Below are 21,298 nucleotides of genomic sequence, written 5' to 3' on the forward strand. Positions count from 1 at the left end.
GGGGGGATAAGAAGTTATGAAAAAATTTAAATATAGAGCTATGACAAAGGATGGAACTAAGAAAGAAGGAACTTTTGAAGGTAGCTCAAGAGATGATGTAATAAATATGATAACTTCTAGTGGATATTATCCTCTAATGATAGAAGAAATAATTGAAAGTAAGCAAATTGAAATTAAATTATTTCAAAGAGTAACAACAAAGGATTTAGCAATTTTCTGTAGACAGTTTTACACTATGCTAGATGCTGGAGTTACAATAACTAATTGCCTAAATATATTATCGAATGAAATTCCAAATAAAAAGTTAAGAGAACTACTATCTACAATAGAAGATGATGTTAAAAAAGGAGAACTATTATCAGAATCTATGGCAAAGCATAAAAAATACTTTCCACAGCTTTTAATAAGTATGGTAGAGTCAGGAGAAGTTAGTGGAAATATAGATGAAATGATGCTTAGGATGTCTGTGCATTTTGAAAAAGAAAACAAGCTTAATAATAAAGTTAAATCAGCTATGACCTATCCAAGTATGCTAAGCATAGTAGCTGTAGTGGCAGTTTTCTTTATTATGACCTTTGTAATGCCAACCTTTGTAGAAATGTTTGAAGGAGAAGGAATAGATCTTCCATTAATAACAAAAATCTTACTTGGTACAAGTAAATTCTTAAGTAATAACTTAATTCTCATATTAATAGCTATAGGAATTGTAATTGTATTATTTAATATATACAAAAAAAGTCCAAATGGAATAGTCAATATGAGTAAATTAAAGCTAAAACTACCCATAATAGGGGATTTAAATAAAAAAATAATAGTATCAAGATTTACAAGAACACTTTCAACCCTATTAGCATCAGGAGTATCACTAGTTCAAGCACTACCAACAGTAGCGGGAGTCCTAGAAAACAAAATAGCAGAAGATGCAATAATGAAAATAAGAGACAGAGTAGTAAGAGGAGATGGATTAAGTTCACCTATAAGAGAAAATGATATCTTCCCTAAAATGCTATCCTCAATGATAAAAATAGGAGAAGAATCAGGCTCCCTAGAAGACATCCTAAACAAAACAGCAGACTTCTATGACGATGAAGTAGAACAAGCAATACAAACAACAACCTCTATGATAGAACCACTACTAATAGTAGTTATGGGAGTAGTTATAGGAACAATAGTAATCTCAATAATGCTACCAATGTTTAATATGTACACAGAAATGTAATAAATTGCAGAGAAAAATGAAAGAATGGATTAGTAATGAAAGAATGAAAAAATGAAGGAATGAAATTAAGAATTCCCGAGATTTTAACTTCACTATTTCATTATCCTCTCTTACTTCTTTATCATTTTGTGTAGCAAAGTAATTAGTTTATATTTTAAAAAATTAATATAAAGAAAATAAATAACAAAAATCAAGGAGGAATTTATTATGGTTAAAAATTTAAAAAACAAGAAAAAAAAGAAAGGATTTACACTTATCGAACTTATTATAGTTATAGCAATTATAGCTATCCTAGCAGCAATAGCAATTCCAAAGTTCGGAGATATTAGAAAGGACGCTGCATATAAATCTGACATAGCAAATGCTAAAACTATAGCAAATGCAGCAACAACACTTTTAGCAGACCAAACATTAACAGAACTAATTTATGTTGATGAGGAAATTACTTCAGGTAATAAAATTGAGGAATATTTACAAAATCCGCCTAAACCAAAAACTAAGGGTTATGCACAATTTGTAGTGGAAATAAGTGGAGATACTGTTACTGTTTCAATGACTAAGACAGCAGGTTCAAACACTAGTACTTACAAATTATTCCCAATAGCAACAGGAACTCTATAATAAATTTATATAATCCATAAGCAAAATGCAGATAAAATCTGCATTTTGCCAATATAAAAAATATTTTTAGTATAGCTAAATTACGGAAGTTTTGATATTTAGAAGCTCTGTAATCCTCAATTATTTCATTTTTTCATTTCGATTTTGCGTAAGCAAAAGAGAAACTTCATTCTTTCATTCATTTAAACTCCCTTAGGAGTTTATACCTTAATTATGCATTATGCATTATCCATTATTAATTGTAAGTCGGGGGTGATTCAATGCCAATCAATCTATCCAAATTAAAAGAAATAAGCAGTATGGACGTAAAAGATATAGGAAAACTTTTTAAGAAGGAAAAATCAGAGGACTTAAATTCTTCTTATGAAGTAAATAAAGCTGAAAATAAAAAGAAGACTAGGGAAAAATCAAAAAGTGTTTTATCTATTGATCTTGGAAGTAATTCAATAAAGTTAGTAGAGGGAAAATTTAATAAGAATAAACTTAGTTTAAATAAACTAATTCAAATACCTACTCCAGAGGATTCTATATCTGATGGAAGAATACTTAATCTTCAAGCTATTATAGATATATTGGATTTTTCAATAAAGGAAAATAATATAAAGGCTAAGGATGTAATATTTACAACTAATTCGTCTTCAATAATTAATAGAGATATTACAATACCTATAGTTGAAGATGATGAAATGGAAACTGTAATTAGATATGAAATACAACAATATTTACCTATAAATTTAGATGATTACATAATTCAATTTGTAGTTTTAGATGAAATTGTTGATGATGTAGGAGCAAAATTAAAGGTAAATGTAACATCTTTCCCAGAAAAAATGGCTTTTTCATATTACAGTGTAATAAATTCCTTGGATTTAAATCCTTATGCATTAGATGTTACTTATAATTCAGTAAATAAAATAGCTAATTATTCACAGTACACATCAAAGGATGGACAAGTTATAGGAGGTACTGTTGCTTTTGTTGATATGGGAGCAACCTCTATTAATGTGGCAATATTTAAAAATGGTAAATTAGATTTTACAAGAATGATAAAGTCTGGTGGAGATAATATAGATTATGCTCTAAGCCAAAGCTTGAATATGTCAATAAAATCAACAGAATCTATAAAGATAAAGGAAGCAGATCTTTTAAGTAATAAAGAAGATGCTAAAAATGAAACTATAAGAAAGGCTGTTGATGATATATTAGAAGAGCTAGAAAGAATATTACAATTCTATATAAACAAATCTAATACAAATATTGATAAAGTTTATATTTATGGTGGATTATCAAACTTAAATAATATTAATTTATATATAAAAAATAAATTATCAATGGATATAGCTAGAATAGATAGGGTAAGTAATATAGATATAACATCAACTGATTTACTAAATGAAAATATTGGACAGTATTTAAATGCCATAGGCGCAATTATAAGGTTATAAGGAGGACATTTTATGATAAGAGATATGAACTTTTTCGCCGCATATCAAGGTCAGAAAAAAGAACAAAAAAATAAAAATATTTATGTCTACTCCTTAGTAGGTTTTTTATCAGTATTTATAGTTGGAACTTTAGCATGGAATAGTACTAATATATTTTTATTAGATAATAAAATTAAAGACTATAATGAAAAATTAGAAAAAGAAGATATAAAAGTCAAAATAGAAAAATGGGATGAAATAAGTAAAAAAGATGATATTTTAAAGAGATATGATAAGGAATTAAGCAATATTGTAGATGGATTAAAAACCAGAGAAGTTGTAACAACAGGGCTTTTAGACAAATTAAGCTCAACATTGCCAACAGAAGTAACATTTAATAGTATAAGCATAACTAATACAGATATTTCTATTCAAGCAGTTTCAACAAGTAGAGTTGCAATTGGGGAAATAGAACATAATTTAAAGAAGCTAAACAATATACAAGATGTGTATATTTGCGGGATATCAGGGGATGAAAATTATACCTTTGATATAAAATGTGTATTAAAGGATGTTGAGTAAAATGAATATAAGTAAGAGAGAAAAATATTTAATAGGAATTTTAGGTACTGTATTAATATGCTTTGGTTATTATCAATTTATTTATAAAACTCAAGTTGAGAAACTATCTGCAAAAAGAGATGAAAAAAGTAAAGTAGAAGAAAGATATAATGAAGTTACCCAGGCTATAAACAGTCTAGATTCTAAAGAAGAAAATCTAAAAATACTAAAATCAACAGTTCTTGATAAATCTAAAAAATTATACCCAGTAATAATGCAAGAAAAAATAATAATTGAATTAGATAAATTACTAAATGATAGTGGTGTTAAAGGAAATATTGCCTTTAGTCCAATAGAAGCCTCACCAGTAGAAAAATTTACATTACCAGAAGTAACAAAACCAGAAAGTTCATTAAAAGCTATAGCCAATGAATATTTAGGAGATATAGAAAAAACTAGTGATGAAGTAGCTAATAATGAAAGCGCTAATACAGCTACAGAAGGTGATGAAGGACAAACATCTCAAGAGCAATCATCATCAAATGCAGCAACATCAGAACAACTTAAAGTGGCAATTAATTTTTCAGGAAGCTATGAAGCCTTAAAAAAGTTTATTTCTTCAATTGAAAATTATGAAAGAAAAATAGTTATTACAAATATATCAATATCCTCAAAATCTCAAGAAGAATTAGCTGGAGTTATGAATTTAGAATTCCATGCAGTGCCTAAATTAGCAGATGAAGATATGGAATATTTAAATTGGACACTAAATAATGTATATGGAAAAGAAGTTTTATTTAGTAATGGAGCAGCCAGTGGAGCTTATGCATCTACTATAGAGGAGAGAAATAATCAGGAAGATATAAATGATTTTGTTATGATGGTAAAATCTTCTTTATCAGAATTACCTACAGTAACTATTGGTAGAGCAAAGGATGATACTAGGGAAAGTTATATTTATTCTGATAATGATAAAATTGAAAATATAGAAATATCCTTAGAAGAGGTATCAGGAAAAATATATTATAAATATAATACTTCTAATTCCTATTATCCTAAAGATAATTCTATAGAGGGGAAAGAGTTTACTCCAAAATCAGAAAATATAGTTCTTGAAATAATAAGCGAAAAAAGATCTGAAGTCACTGATAATTCAGGTATAAAATTAAAAGTAGTTAACAATACATCTAAGAAGGTTGAAATAATAGTTAAAGATGACGATAATTCAAATCCTAGAGTGACAGTAACAAGTGAAGGTTATACTGTTAATGTTACTAAGAAGTAGGTGTTAATATGAAAAATAGTAAGGTAAGAGCAAAGAAAGGGATGACATTAATTGAGGTAATAATTAGTGTTGCCCTTTTAGCCATATTAATAATCCCTTTATCATCTTTAGTAATGTCTAGTTTGAAAAATAATATAAATGCAGAAGATATGCAAAAAGCAAGCTACATAGGACAAAAGGTCTTAGAAGAATTAAAGGCATATGATGAAATTAAGCTAGAAGAGGAGTCTAATGAAAAGTATTTTGAACTTTTAGATGGGGATAAAATAGTACAAAAGGATGAAGAATTTTTAGGAAGCTTTGATAGAAATATTTATGGGAATCCATCAAATGGAAAGGATAAAGATACTTATAGAGTAGATGTAAAAGTAGAAAAGGATGCAAATTTTCAGTATGAAAATATTAATAACCGAGATAAAAATAATAGTGCAAGCTTTAAGCTGAATTTTACTAATGATAATAATATTAAAGATCCATTAGGTTTTAGTTATTCAATTTCCAATAAATTAATAATGGAAATAGAGAAGGATTCCAAGATTTTAACTTTGTACAATGAAAGTAATCCTACTAATAAGTTAACTATAAGTAAAGCCAATACAAATAATAATATTATATTTTATATTGAAGATAAATTTTCTAAAGATGTAAATATAGAATTTAAAAATAAAACTGAAGAAACTATAGAAATTCATATGATAAAGGAAAATAGTAATTTTCTAGGAATGAAAATATATTCAAGTAGCGGTAATACTATTCTCTATGAAGAAAATGCAGAAGAGGAAAATAAAATTGGTGATATGTACAATTACACAGTTACTGTTATGGATAAGAAAAATAATATTTTATTTCAAGGAATGTCTAATAATAATGTGAATATAGAATAAAAAATAGGCTTATAGGGGTGATAAAGGTGAAGAGAAGGAGAAAGAAAAAGGGTTCTACCTTTGTAATAGTAATTGTAGTAATGGCAATTATTTTTACAACAGGAACAACAATATTAGCAGTTACAGCAAATGATTATAAAATGAGAATTAATCAAAGTAAGAAGCTTCAAAATCTTTATGAGGCAGATTCAGGATTAGATGTAGTTGAAAATATAATAATAAAAACCTCACAAGAAGCCATAAAGTATGCAGATAAAGAAGTAAAAAAGGAATTTACAAAATTAGAAGATAAAGATAGAAGCAAAGAAAACTTAAATAAAGTTTTTAAAGAAAAGTTTTATCAATTTTTAACTATAAAAAATAAACAGTTGATTAATGAAGAAGAAGTAGATCTTCTACAATATTTAATTTTAGAAAAGAAATATATAAAATCTATTCTTGAAAGTGGGGCATTAGAGCTTGAATTAGCTGTAAAAAGTGAAGAAAATAGCTTTTCCATAGAAATACCAGAGAATGGATATAAAATTGAAGATGATGGAATTTATATAAAACTTAATTCAACCTTTGAAAACATTGAAGGGCAATTAAGGAATAAGAAAACTGTTTCTACTGAATATATAGTAACAGCACCAGAGTATAATTCAGAAATAACATCAATAAATATTAATCCTGTTTTTGATGGAAAAGCTATTACTGCAGATGGAAATTTAAATATAGAAGGTGTAGAAAATAAAAGTTCTGCAAATATAGTTGGGGATATATGGATACAAGGAAATAATAAATTAGGAAAAAAACCAGAGTACACTTTTGATAAATATATAGGTGGAATAAAGCTAGATAATACAAGCTTTAATGTTAATGGAAATATATATACAGCAAATACTTATCATTTAAGTAATAATACCCAAAGTACAGTAAATGGAGATATATTTGCTAAAAATATCTATGTAGGAAAATCTATAAATTCAAATATTTCAAAATCAAATAATGTAACCTTTGAAAATAATGTTATTGTAAATAATGATTTAGCTTTAAATTCTACCAATAGTAATATAGTAGTTAAAAACAATTTCTATGGAATAAATGAAAAGACAACAGAAGTTTCAACAGCAGAAAGAGCCTTAAATTCAAGTAGTATTATTGTAAATGATATAAGTAAAACTTCTACAATTACAGTAAATAAGAATTCTTATATTATGGGTATTGCATACTTAAATGCAACAGATGAAGATGGCAATAAGTATCAAACAGGAGAATCAGTAGCAGTAAAAGGAAACTATTTAGCCTATACAGATGTTAAAGATATTTTTAATCCAGCAATTAATTTTACTTTAAAATATTATTCACCACTACAATTATTAGAAAGTAAAAATGGAAATTCTAATGCTACTATGAAGGCTGATTATTTCTCAGAATATTACTCTAAAAATACTAATTATTATAAGTTTAATGATGGTGGAGTAAAGCTTGAAGGAGCTGTTAAATCAGTTGGTACTAGCGTAAAAGATATTACTGGCCAGATACAAAAAGCTAATATAACAGATGTAGATTTAGATTTAGTAAAAGAGCAAAGAAATGAATTTGCTAGAAACGTATTTGCTATGGGAGATGCCACAGGCTACAACAATTTATATTCTGGACAACAAGTTCAAAGAACAGTTAGAAATCAAGTTGATTTTAATAAAGTTAAGGAAGTTGAAAATAAAACCTTTAATAACAGTGAGGGAATAGTTGTTTTAAAAGGAAAAGAGAATGATACCATATCAATAAAAGATAATAAATATAATGGACAAGATATGAAAAGAGGATTAATTATAACTAATGGCGATATAACAATAGAAGGTGATTTTATCTTTGAAGGAAATATAATTACAACAGGAAATATATTTTTAAAAGGTGAAGGTAAAAGAGAAATTACTTATAATCCTCAAGTTATAAGAAATATATTATCCTTAAATTATAATGATTTAAAAGATGTATTTATAAAGTCAGAAAGTAGCAGAGAAGAAATAAAAGTTACATCAGCTTCAGAACTATATAGTGTGGATAAGTTCCTAAAAAAATCCTTATGGAGAATTGTTAAATAAAAGAGGTGAATTTATTGAAAAGAAAGACAAGAGGTTTTACTGTATTAGAACTAATAATTTCTATTAGCCTAATGGTTATAGTCCTTGGGGTAATTTATACATTTTTCTTTAGTAATAGTAAAACCTTAGCAACAACAGAAATAAATTCAGATCTTCAAATGGAATCAGAAGGAATTTATATGGAGCTATTACAATATGGTACACAATCTGAAGCTATAAAGAAAATTAATAATATACAAATAACAGATTCCAATAAATATAATTATGAAGGATTACCTGAAGATGGGAAGTTAGATGTAACTGAAGTAACATTTAAAATAGGTGTGGAATATTTTTCCTTTGTATATAATGCTGCAAACAAAACATTAACCTTAAATAAGGTAAATGAGTTTGGAACAGTAATTTCAGATACAAGTTTAGGACTTCCAAGGGATTTATCAAAAAATGTTACAGAGTTTAAGGTTAGGCCCTTAGATTATAGAATGAATCCAAAGGGAAACTTTAGAGAAACCACAGGGTTAGAAATTTCTTTAGTTTTAAATAAAGAAAAAGGTTATTCAAATGTAACTATGCCAGTTAGTGTTATAGTTAAGTTTAGAAATAAAAATTAAGGGGAGGGGATAAAATGATTAATAAAAAGAAGGTTAAGATAATAAGTATTATAACAACTTTATTTGTTATAGAATCTTTAATATCCCTTAGAAGTTTAAATGCAAAAGCAAATGGGATAGCTTCAAAACCTAGCTTTACAATTACAGATTTAAAGGCTACCCCAAATCCTGCAAAGGTTGGTGAAGATATATTAGTTTCAGGTAAAATAAATCCTTTAGATTTTGAAACAACTGCACAAGCAAAGGAAATAATTTTAGTCTTGGATGTTTCCGGAAGTATGAGTGATTTAGTAACTTTAGAGCAAGGGTGTGCTGAAGAAAGAGAACGAAAATGGGTTTGGGATATTTGGCCTTTTAAGGGGCATTATGAAGAGGGTTATTGTGCAACTCATAAAACATTTGGAGAGCATAATGGAACAAGCACTAAAATAGAAGAACTTAAAAAGGCAGCAAAGGCATTTGTTGAAACTATGAGAAATGTTCCTAATCTAAAAATCGGTATAGTAAAGTATGCATCAGATGCCACTATAGTATCAGAATTAAAAAATGCTACCGATACATCTTTAGTTACTTCTATTAATAACTTAAGTGCAAATGGTGGTACTAATATAAGAGAAGGACTAAGAAAAGCTGCATTTTTACTTAATAATGTAAATAGTAATGCTAATAAAACAGTAGTATTAATGACAGATGGAAATCCAACTTATTATTCTACTTATGATATTCTAGATAATACTAATCCAAAAAGAGAAGGAACTGGTAGTTCTACTAATACTGCTACAATGACTTATACTAAAAATTTAGCTAAAGATAAAATAGGAGCTAAGCAATATAATGCATATTCCATTGGATATGGACTAAATAGTGATGGTACCAAATATCTTAAACAGATACATGCATCTATGAAAAACTTACCAGATAATACTGACATAATTGAAAAAGATGGTTTTTTCTCAAAAAGTGAGGGTTCAATAACAGAAATATTTAATCAAATAGCAGAAAAAATAAAGAATAGCTATGAAATAAAAGATGTTTCCTTAGATATAAAATTAAACCAATCCTTTAACCTTAATATTGGAAATAATAAAGTTAAAGTTGGAAATATAATTTATAATAAGGTTTCTGATAATACTAGTACTGGGAAAACTAGGTATCATGCTGATCCTGTTAGCTTTAGCTTTATTGTAAAGGGTAGTCAAGTTGGGCAATCACAATCAATATTAAATTCTATTGATATTAATTTTTTATTTGAAAATACAAATTTAATTGAGAAAGGTAGTGTTGATGTAAAAGTAGATATAGTAACAAATGAATTACCTAATATTTCGGCTACACTTATAAGTGAGAATAATAAAGAAATTAATAAGGATGAAGAAATAACTATAAAGTATGAAATAAGTCCTCAAGATTTTATTTATAATAATAGTAATAATAGTAACTTAAGAGATATAGTTTTCTTAGTAGATATATCAACTAGAAATGATACTATGATGGCAGAAACTGTTAAAGGTATTTATGATAAAATTATGAATACTAACGAGCTTAAAGGTGCGGATACAAAGTATTCATTGATTACTTTTAGTGATAATGCCAATATAGTATTTGACTTTAACTATTCTGGAACAAAAGATAAAGGCGATTATGTTAATAGTATAAATGAGGTTTATTTAAAAAGTTCTAATCTTAATCCAATAGGAAGTCAAAGAAATATTGGAAAAGCGTTAGCATTAGTTCCTAATGTACTTTCAACATCACGTACCACAGCAAGTAAAAACCTAGTTATAATATCAGATAAAAATGTCACATATAGTGAAACTGATTATAATAATTTAAAAAATAAAAACTATAATATAATTTCTTTATCTTTTAGTGAAATGGAGAAAGTTAGTAATTTATATAAGCTTCAAGGCTATTTAGGAGGAAAAGATGAAGATATTATATATACTCCTAAAAATAATGAATCAAAGCCTGACACAAATTATTTTTATAATAATTTAATGAATTTAGCAAAAGAAAAATTAGTGTTATTATCTAAGCCAAAACCTTATGAGTTTAAACCAGTTATAAACTTAAATATAGGAAATAATTTTATTCCGATTTCTGGAGTTGTTAGATCTAAAGAAGTTGGTAAAGAAAACTTAGGGATAATAGAGGTTCCAACGATAGTTTATAATTTAATTGGAAATAATACTTATCGTGCAGAAGGTAAGACCATAGAAATTAAGTTAAAAGCTAATAATCTTAATCCTGGAATTTATAACTTTGGAGCAACATCAGATAACAAAATGATGTATAAAAGCATTATTAACAATGATGTAAGTGTAAATGTGTTAACTCCAATATTTACAGTAAAAGAAGAAGTGAAAAATCTTATTCATGGATTATACAATGGTATTATAGACAAGGAAGTAAGTATTCAAGAAAATGATAATAAAGCTTTTGAAATAGCTCAAGGCTCAACTGTAACCTTTGGAGCTGAGTTTACTATAGGGGGAAGTAGTATTGCTTTTGACCTAAATATAGATAGTAATTTTAATACTGTTAATACTAACAACATTAAAGTATACAAAGTTTTAAGGGACTCTTCAGGCAATAATACGCTAACAGAAATAGCAAGAACTATAGAAAGTAATGTAGACAATAAATTCAAAATTTCTATTAATAATGTTAGAGAAAATAATCAACTATCAGATACAGATATATTAGTTGTATATCAAGGAAGGGTTAAAGAAGGACTTGGAAGTGCAGAAGTATTAAAAAATGAAATTAAGTTTAGTAATATTTCAAAGGATGTTATTATAGTTACTCCAAATACAACTGATGGAAGTCCAAGCCTACCAGATTTATTTTAAAAGTTATATATAAATAAGTTTTAAGAGGGTTGCTAGATGTTAAAAGTATATAAGTAATAAGAGTAAGGTAAGTAATATTAGATATTATTTACCTTATTTTTATATCTAAAATTATACATATATAGAATATAGTAATTATAGAATCATTTAAGTAATCATAGTAAAATACAATAGGAGTTGAAAGGAGCTAATAATGGATGAGAGAAACTAAAGATAAAAGTCCTAAGGATAAATGGCATGAAATAATTAGAATAGCAAAAGCACAAACAGATTTTGGATTAATGTATTATTTGATTGATGATAACTATAATTTTATAGAGTTAGTTAAAGAATACTTAAATATGATACAAGCAAGGGCAGAAAGAGAAGTATCCCCTAATACGGTAAAAGCATATTGCTATCAACTTTGGTATTTTGTCGTCTTTTTAAAAATTAAAGATTTAGGTATACTCGACCTTGATGGAAAGCCAGATTTGTTGGCACAATTTAAGTTGTGGTTAAAGAATCCATATAGGTTTTATGAAAATATAGAAGTGTTAAATTATGATATAGAATTTGACTATATTGATGATTCTTTAGAGACAACTACTATAAATGGAATAATAAGTAGGGTTAGTTCTTTATACTTATGGCTTAAAGCAAGTAATAGAATTAAAGAGAATCCTGTTGTTTATAGAAGTGTTATGGTGTCTAAATCTATGAGAGATAAAGATATGTTGGCACACACAAGACATAGTAGAACTATACAAGTAAACACTTTAAAATCAAAAGTTCCTAAAAAAATCCCTAAAACTGTAGAACAAAAAGATTTTAAAAAGTTTTTAGATAGAGTAAATCTTTTGAGAGATAAAATAATACTACTATGCCTAAAAGAAGGTGGTTTTAGGTCAAATGAATTACTTGGAGTTCATTTAGATGATATAGACTTCGCTGAACAAGGTCTATGGGTTAAATTTAGACCAGATAATATCAATTGTTCGAGAGCGAAAGCAGGTTACGGTAGAGATAGATTTGTTCATTTACCAACCGATTTAATAACTTTAATAGATAGATACATAAGTTCTGAATGGTTAGAAAGTAATGCTGATAATGATTTTTTATTTGTTTTAGTAAACAGTAATAAACCATCCGATAATGGACAAGCAATGACTAAATCAACTCTTGACTCTATGTTTAAATATTATAGTTTAAAGGTATTTGGATTTGAAGTTAAAAATGGTAAAAAGGTACCTAAATATCATATTACACCTCATATGTTAAGGCATACTCACGCAACAGAACTTGCAAGGGAATACATAAACAAAGGTGAACAAATTAATTGGGAGTATATATCTAAAAGACTTGGACATTCAAGTGTAACAACTACTATGGAAATATATGCTCATCTAAGACCAGAAGATTATAAGAAAGAGTATCAAAGATTACAGGAATATAAAAAACAAAAGAGAAAGGAGTAGCAACTATGGAATTATCAAATAAAGTTTTAGTTAATAATACAAAAGAAAAAGAAGTTATATCTTTTCCTATAGGTAACATTGATATTTCGTGGATGACAAAGACTCAAAAGAAAATCTTTGAAGTTTTAAAAAATGAGGAGAACAGGAATAAAAAATATAATGAAATATGTGAGTTAGCAGGATATAAGGGTACTACAGCTTGGTATAAAGCCATTAAAGATGAAAGATTTTCTGATTTACTTGAAAGTATGGGAGTTAATGTAAGATTAAAAAATGAGCATTATTCTCCTCACAATGAAGTTGAATATATTAAAAATCCTAAAGAAAGAGAAGAATACCTCAAGAATGATGTATGGGATATGAGAAGAATTTTTGAAGAATATCCTCGACACATTAGACCTTCTCGATTTATAGTGAATTTTAATAAAATAGAAAATAAATCAATTCGCAATATAATAAAAAGATACTTTATAAATATGCTTAACAACTGGGAACCTGTGACTTTTGTGTTTTATATAAACATCATATCACCTTTTTTTATAACAATGCATGAACTATTTCCCAATATTAATTCATTTGATAAACTTAATAGAGAGATACATATAGAGCCAATTTTAAAAAGAACAAATTGGTCTAATACATACAAAAGAGAAGGTTTAAAGGCAATAAGGTATATGTTTGATTATATGTATTATAATAAATGGGATAACGCTCCTCCAATTGGATTATTAAATAAATATGATGTTCCAAAACGAGAAGAAACATTACCAAGACCTATACCACCTAATATAAAAATTCAATTAGATGACTATATTGAAAATATTATTATTCCATTATTAGAAGATAAGCAACCTACTCCAATAATAGAGCCTCAATATTGGGATTTACTTATTGTTATTAGAAATACAGGTAGAAGATTTGAAGATATATGCCATTTAATTGCTGAACATAAAGATAAAAGTAAAGAATGTTTGCAATATGATTTAGATGGAGACCCTATGCTTTATTTAGACCACCGTATTGCTAAAATTAAAAATGATTTAAGAATACCATTAGCACACTTAAAAGATTCTAAAGGTAACAATATGGTTGAAAAGGCTATATTAAGACAAATGGAAAGGATTAAGGAACTTGCTCCTACTCCTGACGGATATAAATATCTATTTAGAGAAATTAAGATGGATAATAGAGGTTCAAGGAAAGGAAAAGTTGTTTTGGATAAAAACGGAGTTCCTGTAATTGATATTATCAACTATGATATGTTTAATACAAATGTAGTATTGCCATCAATATCTAAAGGAATACCACTAAAAAATATTGATGGTAGTATATATCAAATATCAGCACATCAATTTAGACATACAGTAGCAACTGAAATGATTGACGCAGGAGTTGATATTTATGCTGTTAAAGAGTTTTTAGGACACGAAACAGTTGCTATGACCGAAAAATATATTAAGGTATATCAGGAAAGGTTAAAAAAAGAATTTAAAGAAAAACTAAGTAAATCTGACGCTACGGATATAAAGGCTAACTTATCGGAACAAGAAGATTTGTATGATAATAAATGGGTTAAGAATAAAATTATAGGGGTGTTTGAACTTGGTGATGGTTGTTGCGAACATCCATATAAAATGGCTTCTTGCCCTCACATGGCTTGTAAGACATGTGTTAAGAAAAAGATATATCCAAGACATTTACAGGCTGTTAAAGACACGATAGAAAGCGAAACTATACACAAAGATAATGCTTTACGAATGGGATTGAATGAAAAAGCAGAAGAATTTGATAAAATAGTTAAATTCTATACAGTTGCTTTGGAGATAATTAATAAGGGCGAAACATTTGAGGCATCAAAGCACTTTTATGTTAAGGGGGTACAATAATGGGTAATAAAAATCCTAATACAGAAGAAATAATTAGACTGAAAAAGCAAGAAAGTGAGTTTAAAAAACAAGCAGTTTTATCTGTATTAAAAGAATTAGAATTATTGGATGACCCTATAAATAATCCTATTTCAAAAGCTGAAATATGCCGTAGAGCAGGTGTAAGTAAGACATTTTTATATACATACAAGGATGAACTTATAGAACCAATAAACAAGGCTATAAACAAGCAAAATAAAAAAATGAGAATAATATCTCAAAAACAAACTTTTACAGAAACTTCAAAGGACAGAGTTATAGAATCTCTTAAAAGAAGAATACAATCATTAGAAGAAGAAAATAAAAAACTTAAAAATGATACTGCTATTTTATTAGGGAAACTTGCTCAAAAATAAATGCTCTGTTTTATTTGAATGGCAGTTAATGAAAGTCTATTTAGTCTTGATTAAGACGATAAATTAAAAGAAGAATATGATGGTGAAATACCTTCTAAATTATAGATATCTGAAATATATAAACAATTATAGTTAATGCAATATATCGATTCAATGTTGTTTCATAAATTAATTATTGAATAACAAGTCACTTTGAAGTTAAATTTTATTCATAAATTAAATAATGAAAAAAACAGATTGTTAGATAACTAATTGCATTCATAAATTAATTTGTGAAAGGCGATTTATATATGGCAAGGAAAACTAAGCAAATGATAATAGATGAACTAGAAGAAAAAGTTCAAGAATTAATAAATGAAAATATACATCTAAAAGAAATGTATGAAAAAGATACAAATCTGTTAAAGAAAGAAATACAAAAATTAAAAAATGAAAAAATCGAAAAGCATAATTCTTGTGGAGCAGGACGTAAGCAAAGATTTACTCAGCAAGAAAAAGAAACTATAAAGATGTATAGAATTCAAGGTCAAACAATAAAGGATATTGCTTATATGTTCAAGTGCTCTACTGGGTTGATTCATAAATTAATTAATGAAGAATAAAATTAATTAGGCTCTGTTTTAAACTGATGTTCATAATGGAAAGTATAAAAGTGGATAAATTTACTTATCCACTTTTAATTCGCAATAGTCTAATAGAACTAAATCGCTAAAAGCGACGGCTGGGGTTAGTGATTAAACTTAATTATATATGGAAAAAATAAGAAGTGAAGTTTCTTTCTCAAGGAAGCTTCACTTCTCACATTTTATGCACTTTTTAAGGAGTGATAAAATGTATAAAAAAATTGAAAAAATGATTAAGGATCTAGAACTTCGTGGTCGTAGCAAAGATACTATCAAAAATATGGTTTGTGCTATGAACAGATTTTCTAGATACTATAATCAAGCACCCGAAACATTGGGTGAAACAGAAATTATACAATATCTAAATTATTGCATTAATGATAGAAAATTATGCAGAGGAACTGTAAATTATATTAATAGTACTCTAAAATTCTTTTATGTCGTAACACTTGAAAGATCATGGAGTGATTTAAGAATTCCTAAACTTAGATATGATAAAACCTTACCCCAATATTTAACTAAGGAAGAGTTAAAACATTTATTGGAATCCACCACTTATTTAAAGCATAAAGTAATATTTTCAACTATGTATTCTGCCGGCTTACGCGTTAGCGAAGTTATAAACTTAAGAATCTCTGATATTATAAGTGCTGAAATGAAAATTAGAGTTAGAAATGGTAAAAGAAACAAAGAAAGATATACTTTATTATCAGAGAAAAACTTAGAGTTATTAAGGCTGTATTGGAAGAAGTTTGGATATAAAAATTACTCTCCTGATGATTACTTATTTATATCAAGACAAACAAAGAAAAAGTTAACTAGTCGTGGAGTTCAAAGTGCTATTGAAAAAGCTGTGGAAAATGCAGGGATAAGTAAAAAAGCTACTCCGCATACTTTAAGACATTCTTTCGCTACCCATCTAATGAATGATGGTGTTGATTTAGTAACTATTCAAGCATTAATGGGACATTCAAATATGAAAACAACCTCAATATATTTACATGTAAGAGATTATAAAACATTAAATATAAAGAGTCCATTAGATACATTGGAGTAGTTTCATGAATTCACTTCAACATATTATGGAATTACACGGGGAATCCTATACTAAATCAAAAAAGTTACCACCTAATATTCTAAAAGCATTATATTCTATTAAAGATTGTAGAACTGCTGCGCTTGGCGGCCATGTATATGAGTGTGATGAGTGTGGAGAAAAAAAGATTTCATATAATTCATGTAGAAACCGTCATTGTCCTAAATGTCAGGCTTATGCTAAAGAAATATGGATTTATGAAAGAAGTAAATCTTTATTGCCAACTCACTATTTTCATATTGTTTTTACTATACCAGAACAATTAAATTCTTTAACTTTATTTAATCAAAAAGAAATGTACTCTATTCTTTTTACTGCTGTTTCCGAAACTTTGCTAGAATTAGCAAAGAATAAAAAATACTTAAATGCAAATATCGGTTTTACAACTATTTTGCACACTTGGGGTCAAAACTTAATGTATCATCCACATATACACTGCATAGTTCCTGGTGGTGGATTAAGCACTGACAACAGTAAATGGATAAAATCAAAAAAGAAATTCTTTATTCCTGTGAAGGTGCTTTCAAGAAAATTTAGAGGTAAATATTTATTTTACCTAAATGAACTTTATAAAAATAATAAGCTGAAATTTCCAAGTAGTATTAAGGAATTTCAATTTAAAGAAGTCTTTAATGTATTTAAAGACAATTTATACAAAAAAGAATGGATTGTTTATAGTAAAGCACCTTTCAGTAGTGCAGAATATGTATTGCAATATTTAGGTAGATACACTCATAGAGTAGCAATATCGGATAATAGAATTATTAAAGTTGATAAAGAAAAAGTTATATTTAAGTGGAGAGATTATAGAGATAAAAATAAAGAAAAAGTAATGACCTTAAAACCAGAAGAATTTATTAGAAGATTTTCAATGCATGTATTACCTGATAGATTTATAAAAATAAGACATTATGGTATTCTAGGAAATAGAAATAAAAAACTAAAATTTAAGCGCTGCATAGAGATCTTTAGGATTAAACCAAAAGATTTTGAGAATCTATCGTCAGCGGAGCTATTTTTTAAATTAACAGGAATAAATATAGGTAAGTGTAGTAAATGTGAGAATGGAAATTTAATAAAAATAGAGAAAATCATGCCCAGAAGTACTTCCCCACCATAAATAAAAGTAAAAGTAAATAAGTACTTGATTATGGGGAGGGGGATGCTATATACTAAAATAAGATATAACCTTAATTTTCCAAATAGGAACAGCAGAATATTAAGTCAATTATATAAATTATAAATTTAAAACATGGTCGTGAATTTTTGAATCCCCATACGGGGCGGTAGCTTTTAGCGACTTCGTTCTAGTAATTGATTGCGATATTGAGATGCATATATTTAACTTTAACCAAGTTTAAACCACTTGTAAATGCTTATTTATATGCTATTTTTTTAACTCAACATCGCAATCAAGCCAACTCATATTATGTAATACTTGTACTATAAATCTTTTCTATTTCCATTCTTACTTTGATAGGTTTCTATAAGCATACCAGTGCAGAAGCAGATTACAGCAGAAAGTATTATAGTTCCTATAAATATAAAGCTTTGAGCATCTGTACCTCTGGTCAAGTTTTGTAAAATGACGAATGCACTATAAGATAATATGCCCCCATAAAGTCCATAAACTACTCCTAATATTTTCATGATTGTCCCCCTTTTTTTAACTCAACATCGCAATCAAACTAACTCAGATTGCTCATCATTTCTCTTTTCAAATACTAAATCAAAAGTTTTTGGCTGACCATTATTCCCATAGAAAGAAGACGGTATTGCATTTATATATCTCCAGCCTTCTGATGCATACTTATCAATTAATTCTCTATGATTTGCATCTGCAAACAATCCTTTAACTCTACACTCCACATATAAATATTTCGCTATGTTTAATAATAATGTTGAAAATAATATATTTAAAAAGGACCAAAAATATTTTTTTGGTCCTTTTAGTTCGTAATAGTTTAATAGAACTAAATCGCTAAAAGCGACGGCTGGGGTTAGTGATTAAACTTAATTATATATGGAAAAAATAAGAAGTGAAGTTTCTTTCTCAAGGAAGCTTCACTTCTCACATTTTATGCACTTTTTAAGGAGTGATAAAATGTATAAAAAAATTGAAAAAATGATTAAGGATCTAGAACTTCGTGGTCGTAGCAAAGATACTATCAAAAATATGGTTTGTGCTATGAACAGATTTTCTAGATACTATAATCAAGCACCCGAAACATTGGGTGAAACAGAAATTATACAATATCTAAATTATTGCATTAATGATAGAAAATTATGCAGAGGAACTGTAAATTATATTAATAGTACTCTAAAATTCTTTTATGTCGTAACACTTGAAAGATCATGGAGTGATTTAAGAATTCCTAAACTTAGATATGATAAAACCTTACCCCAATATTTAACTAAGGAAGAGTTAAAACATTTATTGGAATCCACCACTTATTTAAAGCATAAAGTAATATTTTCAACTATGTATTCTGCCGGCTTACGCGTTAGCGAAGTTATAAACTTAAGAATCTCTGATATTATAAGTGCTGAAATGAAAATTAGAGTTAGAAATGGTAAAAGAAACAAAGAAAGATATACTTTATTATCAGAGAAAAACTTAGAGTTATTAAGGCTGTATTGGAAGAAGTTTGGATATAAAAATTACTCTCCTGATGATTACTTATTTATATCAAGACAAACAAAGAAAAAGTTAACTAGTCGTGGAGTTCAAAGTGCTATTGAAAAAGCTGTGGAAAATGCAGGGATAAGTAAAAAAGCTACTCCGCATACTTTAAGACATTCTTTCGCTACCCATCTAATGAATGATGGTGTTGATTTAGTAACTATTCAAGCATTAATGGGACATTCAAATATGAAAACAACCTCAATATATTTACATGTAAGAGATTATAAAACATTAAATATAAAGAGTCCATTAGATACATTGGAGTAGTTTCATGAATTCACTTCAACATATTATGGAATTACACGGGGAATCCTATACTAAATCAAAAAAGTTACCACCTAATATTCTAAAAGCATTATATTCTATTAAAGATTGTAGAACTGCTGCGCTTGGCGGCCATGTATATGAGTGTGATGAGTGTGGAGAAAAAAAGATTTCATATAATTCATGTAGAAACCGTCATTGTCCTAAATGTCAGGCTTATGCTAAAGAAATATGGATTTATGAAAGAAGTAAATCTTTATTGCCAACTCACTATTTTCATATTGTTTTTACTATACCAGAACAATTAAATTCTTTAACTTTATTTAATCAAAAAGAAATGTACTCTATTCTTTTTACTGCTGTTTCCGAAACTTTGCTAGAATTAGCAAAGAATAAAAAATACTTAAATGCAAATATCGGTTTTACAACTATTTTGCACACTTGGGGTCAAAACTTAATGTATCATCCACATATACACTGCATAGTTCCTGGTGGTGGATTAAGCACTGACAACAGTAAATGGATAAAATCAAAAAAGAAATTCTTTATTCCTGTGAAGGTGCTTTCAAGAAAATTTAGAGGTAAATATTTATTTTACCTAAATGAACTTTATAAAAATAATAAGCTGAAATTTCCAAGTAGTATTAAGGAATTTCAATTTAAAGAAGTCTTTAATGTATTTAAAGACAATTTATACAAAAAAGAATGGATTGTTTATAGTAAAGCACCTTTCAGTAGTGCAGAATATGTATTGCAATATTTAGGTAGATACACTCATAGAGTAGCAATATCGGATAATAGAATTATTAAAGTTGATAAAGAAAAAGTTATATTTAAGTGGAGAGATTATAGAGATAAAAATAAAGAAAAAGTAATGACCTTAAAACCAGAAGAATTTATTAGAAGATTTTCAATGCATGTATTACCTGATAGATTTATAAAAATAAGACATTATGGTATTCTAGGAAATAGAAATAAAAAACTAAAATTTAAGCGCTGCATAGAGATCTTTAGGATTAAACCAAAAGATTTTGAGAATCTATCGTCAGCGGAGCTATTTTTTAAATTAACAGGAATAAATATAGGTAAGTGTAGTAAATGTGAGAATGGAAATTTAATAAAAATAGAGAAAATCATGCCCAGAAGTACTTCCCCACCATAAATAAAAGTAAAAGTAAATAAGTACTTGATTATGGGGAGGGGGATGCTATATACTAAAATAAGATATAACCTTAATTTTCCAAATAGGAACAGCAGAATATTAAGTCAATTATATAAATTATAAATTTAAAACATGGTCGTGAATTTTTGAATCCCCATACGGGGCGGTAGCTTTTAGCGACTTCG

At 27.6% G+C, this 21,298-nt stretch carries 19 protein-coding genes; 17 read left to right on the forward strand and 2 right to left on the reverse strand.

The window, feature by feature from the left end; genetic code table 11:
- Nucleotides 1-16 precede the first annotated feature (16 nt).
- From ACFYH6_RS02475 to ACFYH6_RS02545, 15 genes are all read left to right on the forward strand, one after another.
- Nucleotides 17-1,219, forward strand: a complete 1,203-nt coding sequence (locus ACFYH6_RS02475; protein ID WP_416179250.1) for a type II secretion system F family protein — start codon at nt 17-19, stop codon at nt 1,217-1,219.
- A gap of 207 nt (nt 1,220-1,426) precedes the next feature.
- Nucleotides 1,427-1,840, forward strand: coding sequence for a prepilin-type N-terminal cleavage/methylation domain-containing protein (locus ACFYH6_RS02480; protein WP_416179249.1), 414 nt, complete (start codon nt 1,427-1,429; stop codon nt 1,838-1,840).
- Between the two features lie 260 nt (nt 1,841-2,100).
- Nucleotides 2,101-3,285, forward strand: a complete 1,185-nt coding sequence (gene pilM, locus ACFYH6_RS02485) for a type IV pilus assembly protein PilM (protein ID WP_416179248.1) — start codon at nt 2,101-2,103, stop codon at nt 3,283-3,285.
- A 12-nt stretch (nt 3,286-3,297) separates the two neighbouring features.
- Nucleotides 3,298-3,846: a PilN domain-containing protein gene (locus tag ACFYH6_RS02490; protein ID WP_416179247.1), complete on the forward strand. Its 549-nt coding sequence runs from the start codon at nt 3,298-3,300 to the stop codon at nt 3,844-3,846.
- A 1-nt stretch (nt 3,847) separates the two neighbouring features.
- Entirely contained in the window at nt 3,848-5,110 is a 1,263-nt protein-coding gene (locus ACFYH6_RS02495) for a GspMb/PilO family protein (protein WP_416179246.1), read from the forward strand.
- 8 nt (nt 5,111-5,118) lie between these two features.
- Entirely contained in the window at nt 5,119-5,994 is an 876-nt protein-coding gene (locus ACFYH6_RS02500; RefSeq protein ID WP_416179245.1) for a type IV pilus modification PilV family protein, read from the forward strand.
- Between the two features lie 26 nt (nt 5,995-6,020).
- Nucleotides 6,021-8,081: a hypothetical protein gene (locus ACFYH6_RS02505; RefSeq protein ID WP_416179244.1), complete on the forward strand. Its 2,061-nt coding sequence runs from the start codon at nt 6,021-6,023 to the stop codon at nt 8,079-8,081.
- A gap of 14 nt (nt 8,082-8,095) precedes the next feature.
- Nucleotides 8,096-8,692, forward strand: coding sequence for a pilus assembly FimT family protein (locus tag ACFYH6_RS02510; protein ID WP_416179243.1), 597 nt, complete (start codon nt 8,096-8,098; stop codon nt 8,690-8,692).
- A 14-nt stretch (nt 8,693-8,706) separates the two neighbouring features.
- Complete coding sequence (locus ACFYH6_RS02515) at nt 8,707-11,544, forward strand: VWA domain-containing protein (protein WP_416179242.1); 2,838 nt, start codon at nt 8,707-8,709, stop codon at nt 11,542-11,544.
- 197 nt (nt 11,545-11,741) lie between these two features.
- Entirely contained in the window at nt 11,742-13,001 is a 1,260-nt protein-coding gene (locus tag ACFYH6_RS02520; RefSeq protein ID WP_416179241.1) for a tyrosine-type recombinase/integrase, read from the forward strand.
- 5 nt (nt 13,002-13,006) lie between these two features.
- Complete coding sequence (locus ACFYH6_RS02525; protein ID WP_416179240.1) at nt 13,007-14,887, forward strand: tyrosine-type recombinase/integrase; 1,881 nt, start codon at nt 13,007-13,009, stop codon at nt 14,885-14,887.
- On the forward strand, nt 14,887-15,282 hold the full coding sequence (locus tag ACFYH6_RS02530) for a DUF6262 family protein (protein WP_416179239.1): 396 nt from the start codon (nt 14,887-14,889) through the stop codon (nt 15,280-15,282). The genes ACFYH6_RS02525 and ACFYH6_RS02530 overlap by 1 nt, the downstream gene beginning before the upstream one ends.
- Nucleotides 15,283-15,572: 290 nt before the next feature.
- Entirely contained in the window at nt 15,573-15,884 is a 312-nt protein-coding gene (locus tag ACFYH6_RS02535; RefSeq protein ID WP_416179238.1) for a hypothetical protein, read from the forward strand.
- Nucleotides 15,885-16,113: 229 nt separating this feature from the next.
- The gene (locus ACFYH6_RS02540; RefSeq protein ID WP_416180557.1) at nt 16,114-16,962 is read left to right on the forward strand and encodes a tyrosine-type recombinase/integrase; all 849 of its coding nucleotides are present in this window, start codon (nt 16,114-16,116) and stop codon (nt 16,960-16,962) included.
- Nucleotides 16,963-16,966: 4 nt separating this feature from the next.
- Nucleotides 16,967-18,121, forward strand: coding sequence for an IS91 family transposase (locus ACFYH6_RS02545; RefSeq protein WP_416180556.1), 1,155 nt, complete (start codon nt 16,967-16,969; stop codon nt 18,119-18,121).
- A gap of 323 nt (nt 18,122-18,444) precedes the next feature.
- Here ACFYH6_RS02545 and ACFYH6_RS02550 read toward each other — a convergent pair whose 3' ends face one another.
- Both ACFYH6_RS02550 and ACFYH6_RS02555 read right to left on the reverse strand, forming a co-directional pair.
- Complete coding sequence (locus ACFYH6_RS02550) at nt 18,445-18,651, reverse strand: hypothetical protein (RefSeq protein WP_416180566.1); 207 nt, start codon at nt 18,649-18,651, stop codon at nt 18,445-18,447.
- A 33-nt stretch (nt 18,652-18,684) separates the two neighbouring features.
- Nucleotides 18,685-18,870, reverse strand: a complete 186-nt coding sequence (locus ACFYH6_RS02555) for a DUF4177 domain-containing protein (RefSeq protein WP_416180565.1) — start codon at nt 18,868-18,870, stop codon at nt 18,685-18,687.
- 235 nt (nt 18,871-19,105) lie between these two features.
- Here ACFYH6_RS02555 and ACFYH6_RS02560 point away from each other — a divergent pair, with 235 nt between their 5' ends.
- The gene (locus tag ACFYH6_RS02560; protein ID WP_416180557.1) at nt 19,106-19,954 is read left to right on the forward strand and encodes a tyrosine-type recombinase/integrase; all 849 of its coding nucleotides are present in this window, start codon (nt 19,106-19,108) and stop codon (nt 19,952-19,954) included.
- A 4-nt stretch (nt 19,955-19,958) separates the two neighbouring features.
- Nucleotides 19,959-21,113 carry an IS91 family transposase gene (locus ACFYH6_RS02565; RefSeq protein ID WP_416180556.1) on the forward strand — a complete coding sequence of 385 codons (1,155 nt, stop codon included), beginning with the start codon at nt 19,959-19,961 and terminating at the stop codon, nt 21,111-21,113.
- The last annotated feature ends 185 nt before the right edge of the window (nt 21,114-21,298 follow it).

This window comes from Clostridium sp. HCS.1 (assembly GCF_047900555.1).
Lineage (GTDB): Bacteria > Bacillota > Clostridia > Clostridiales > Clostridiaceae > Clostridium.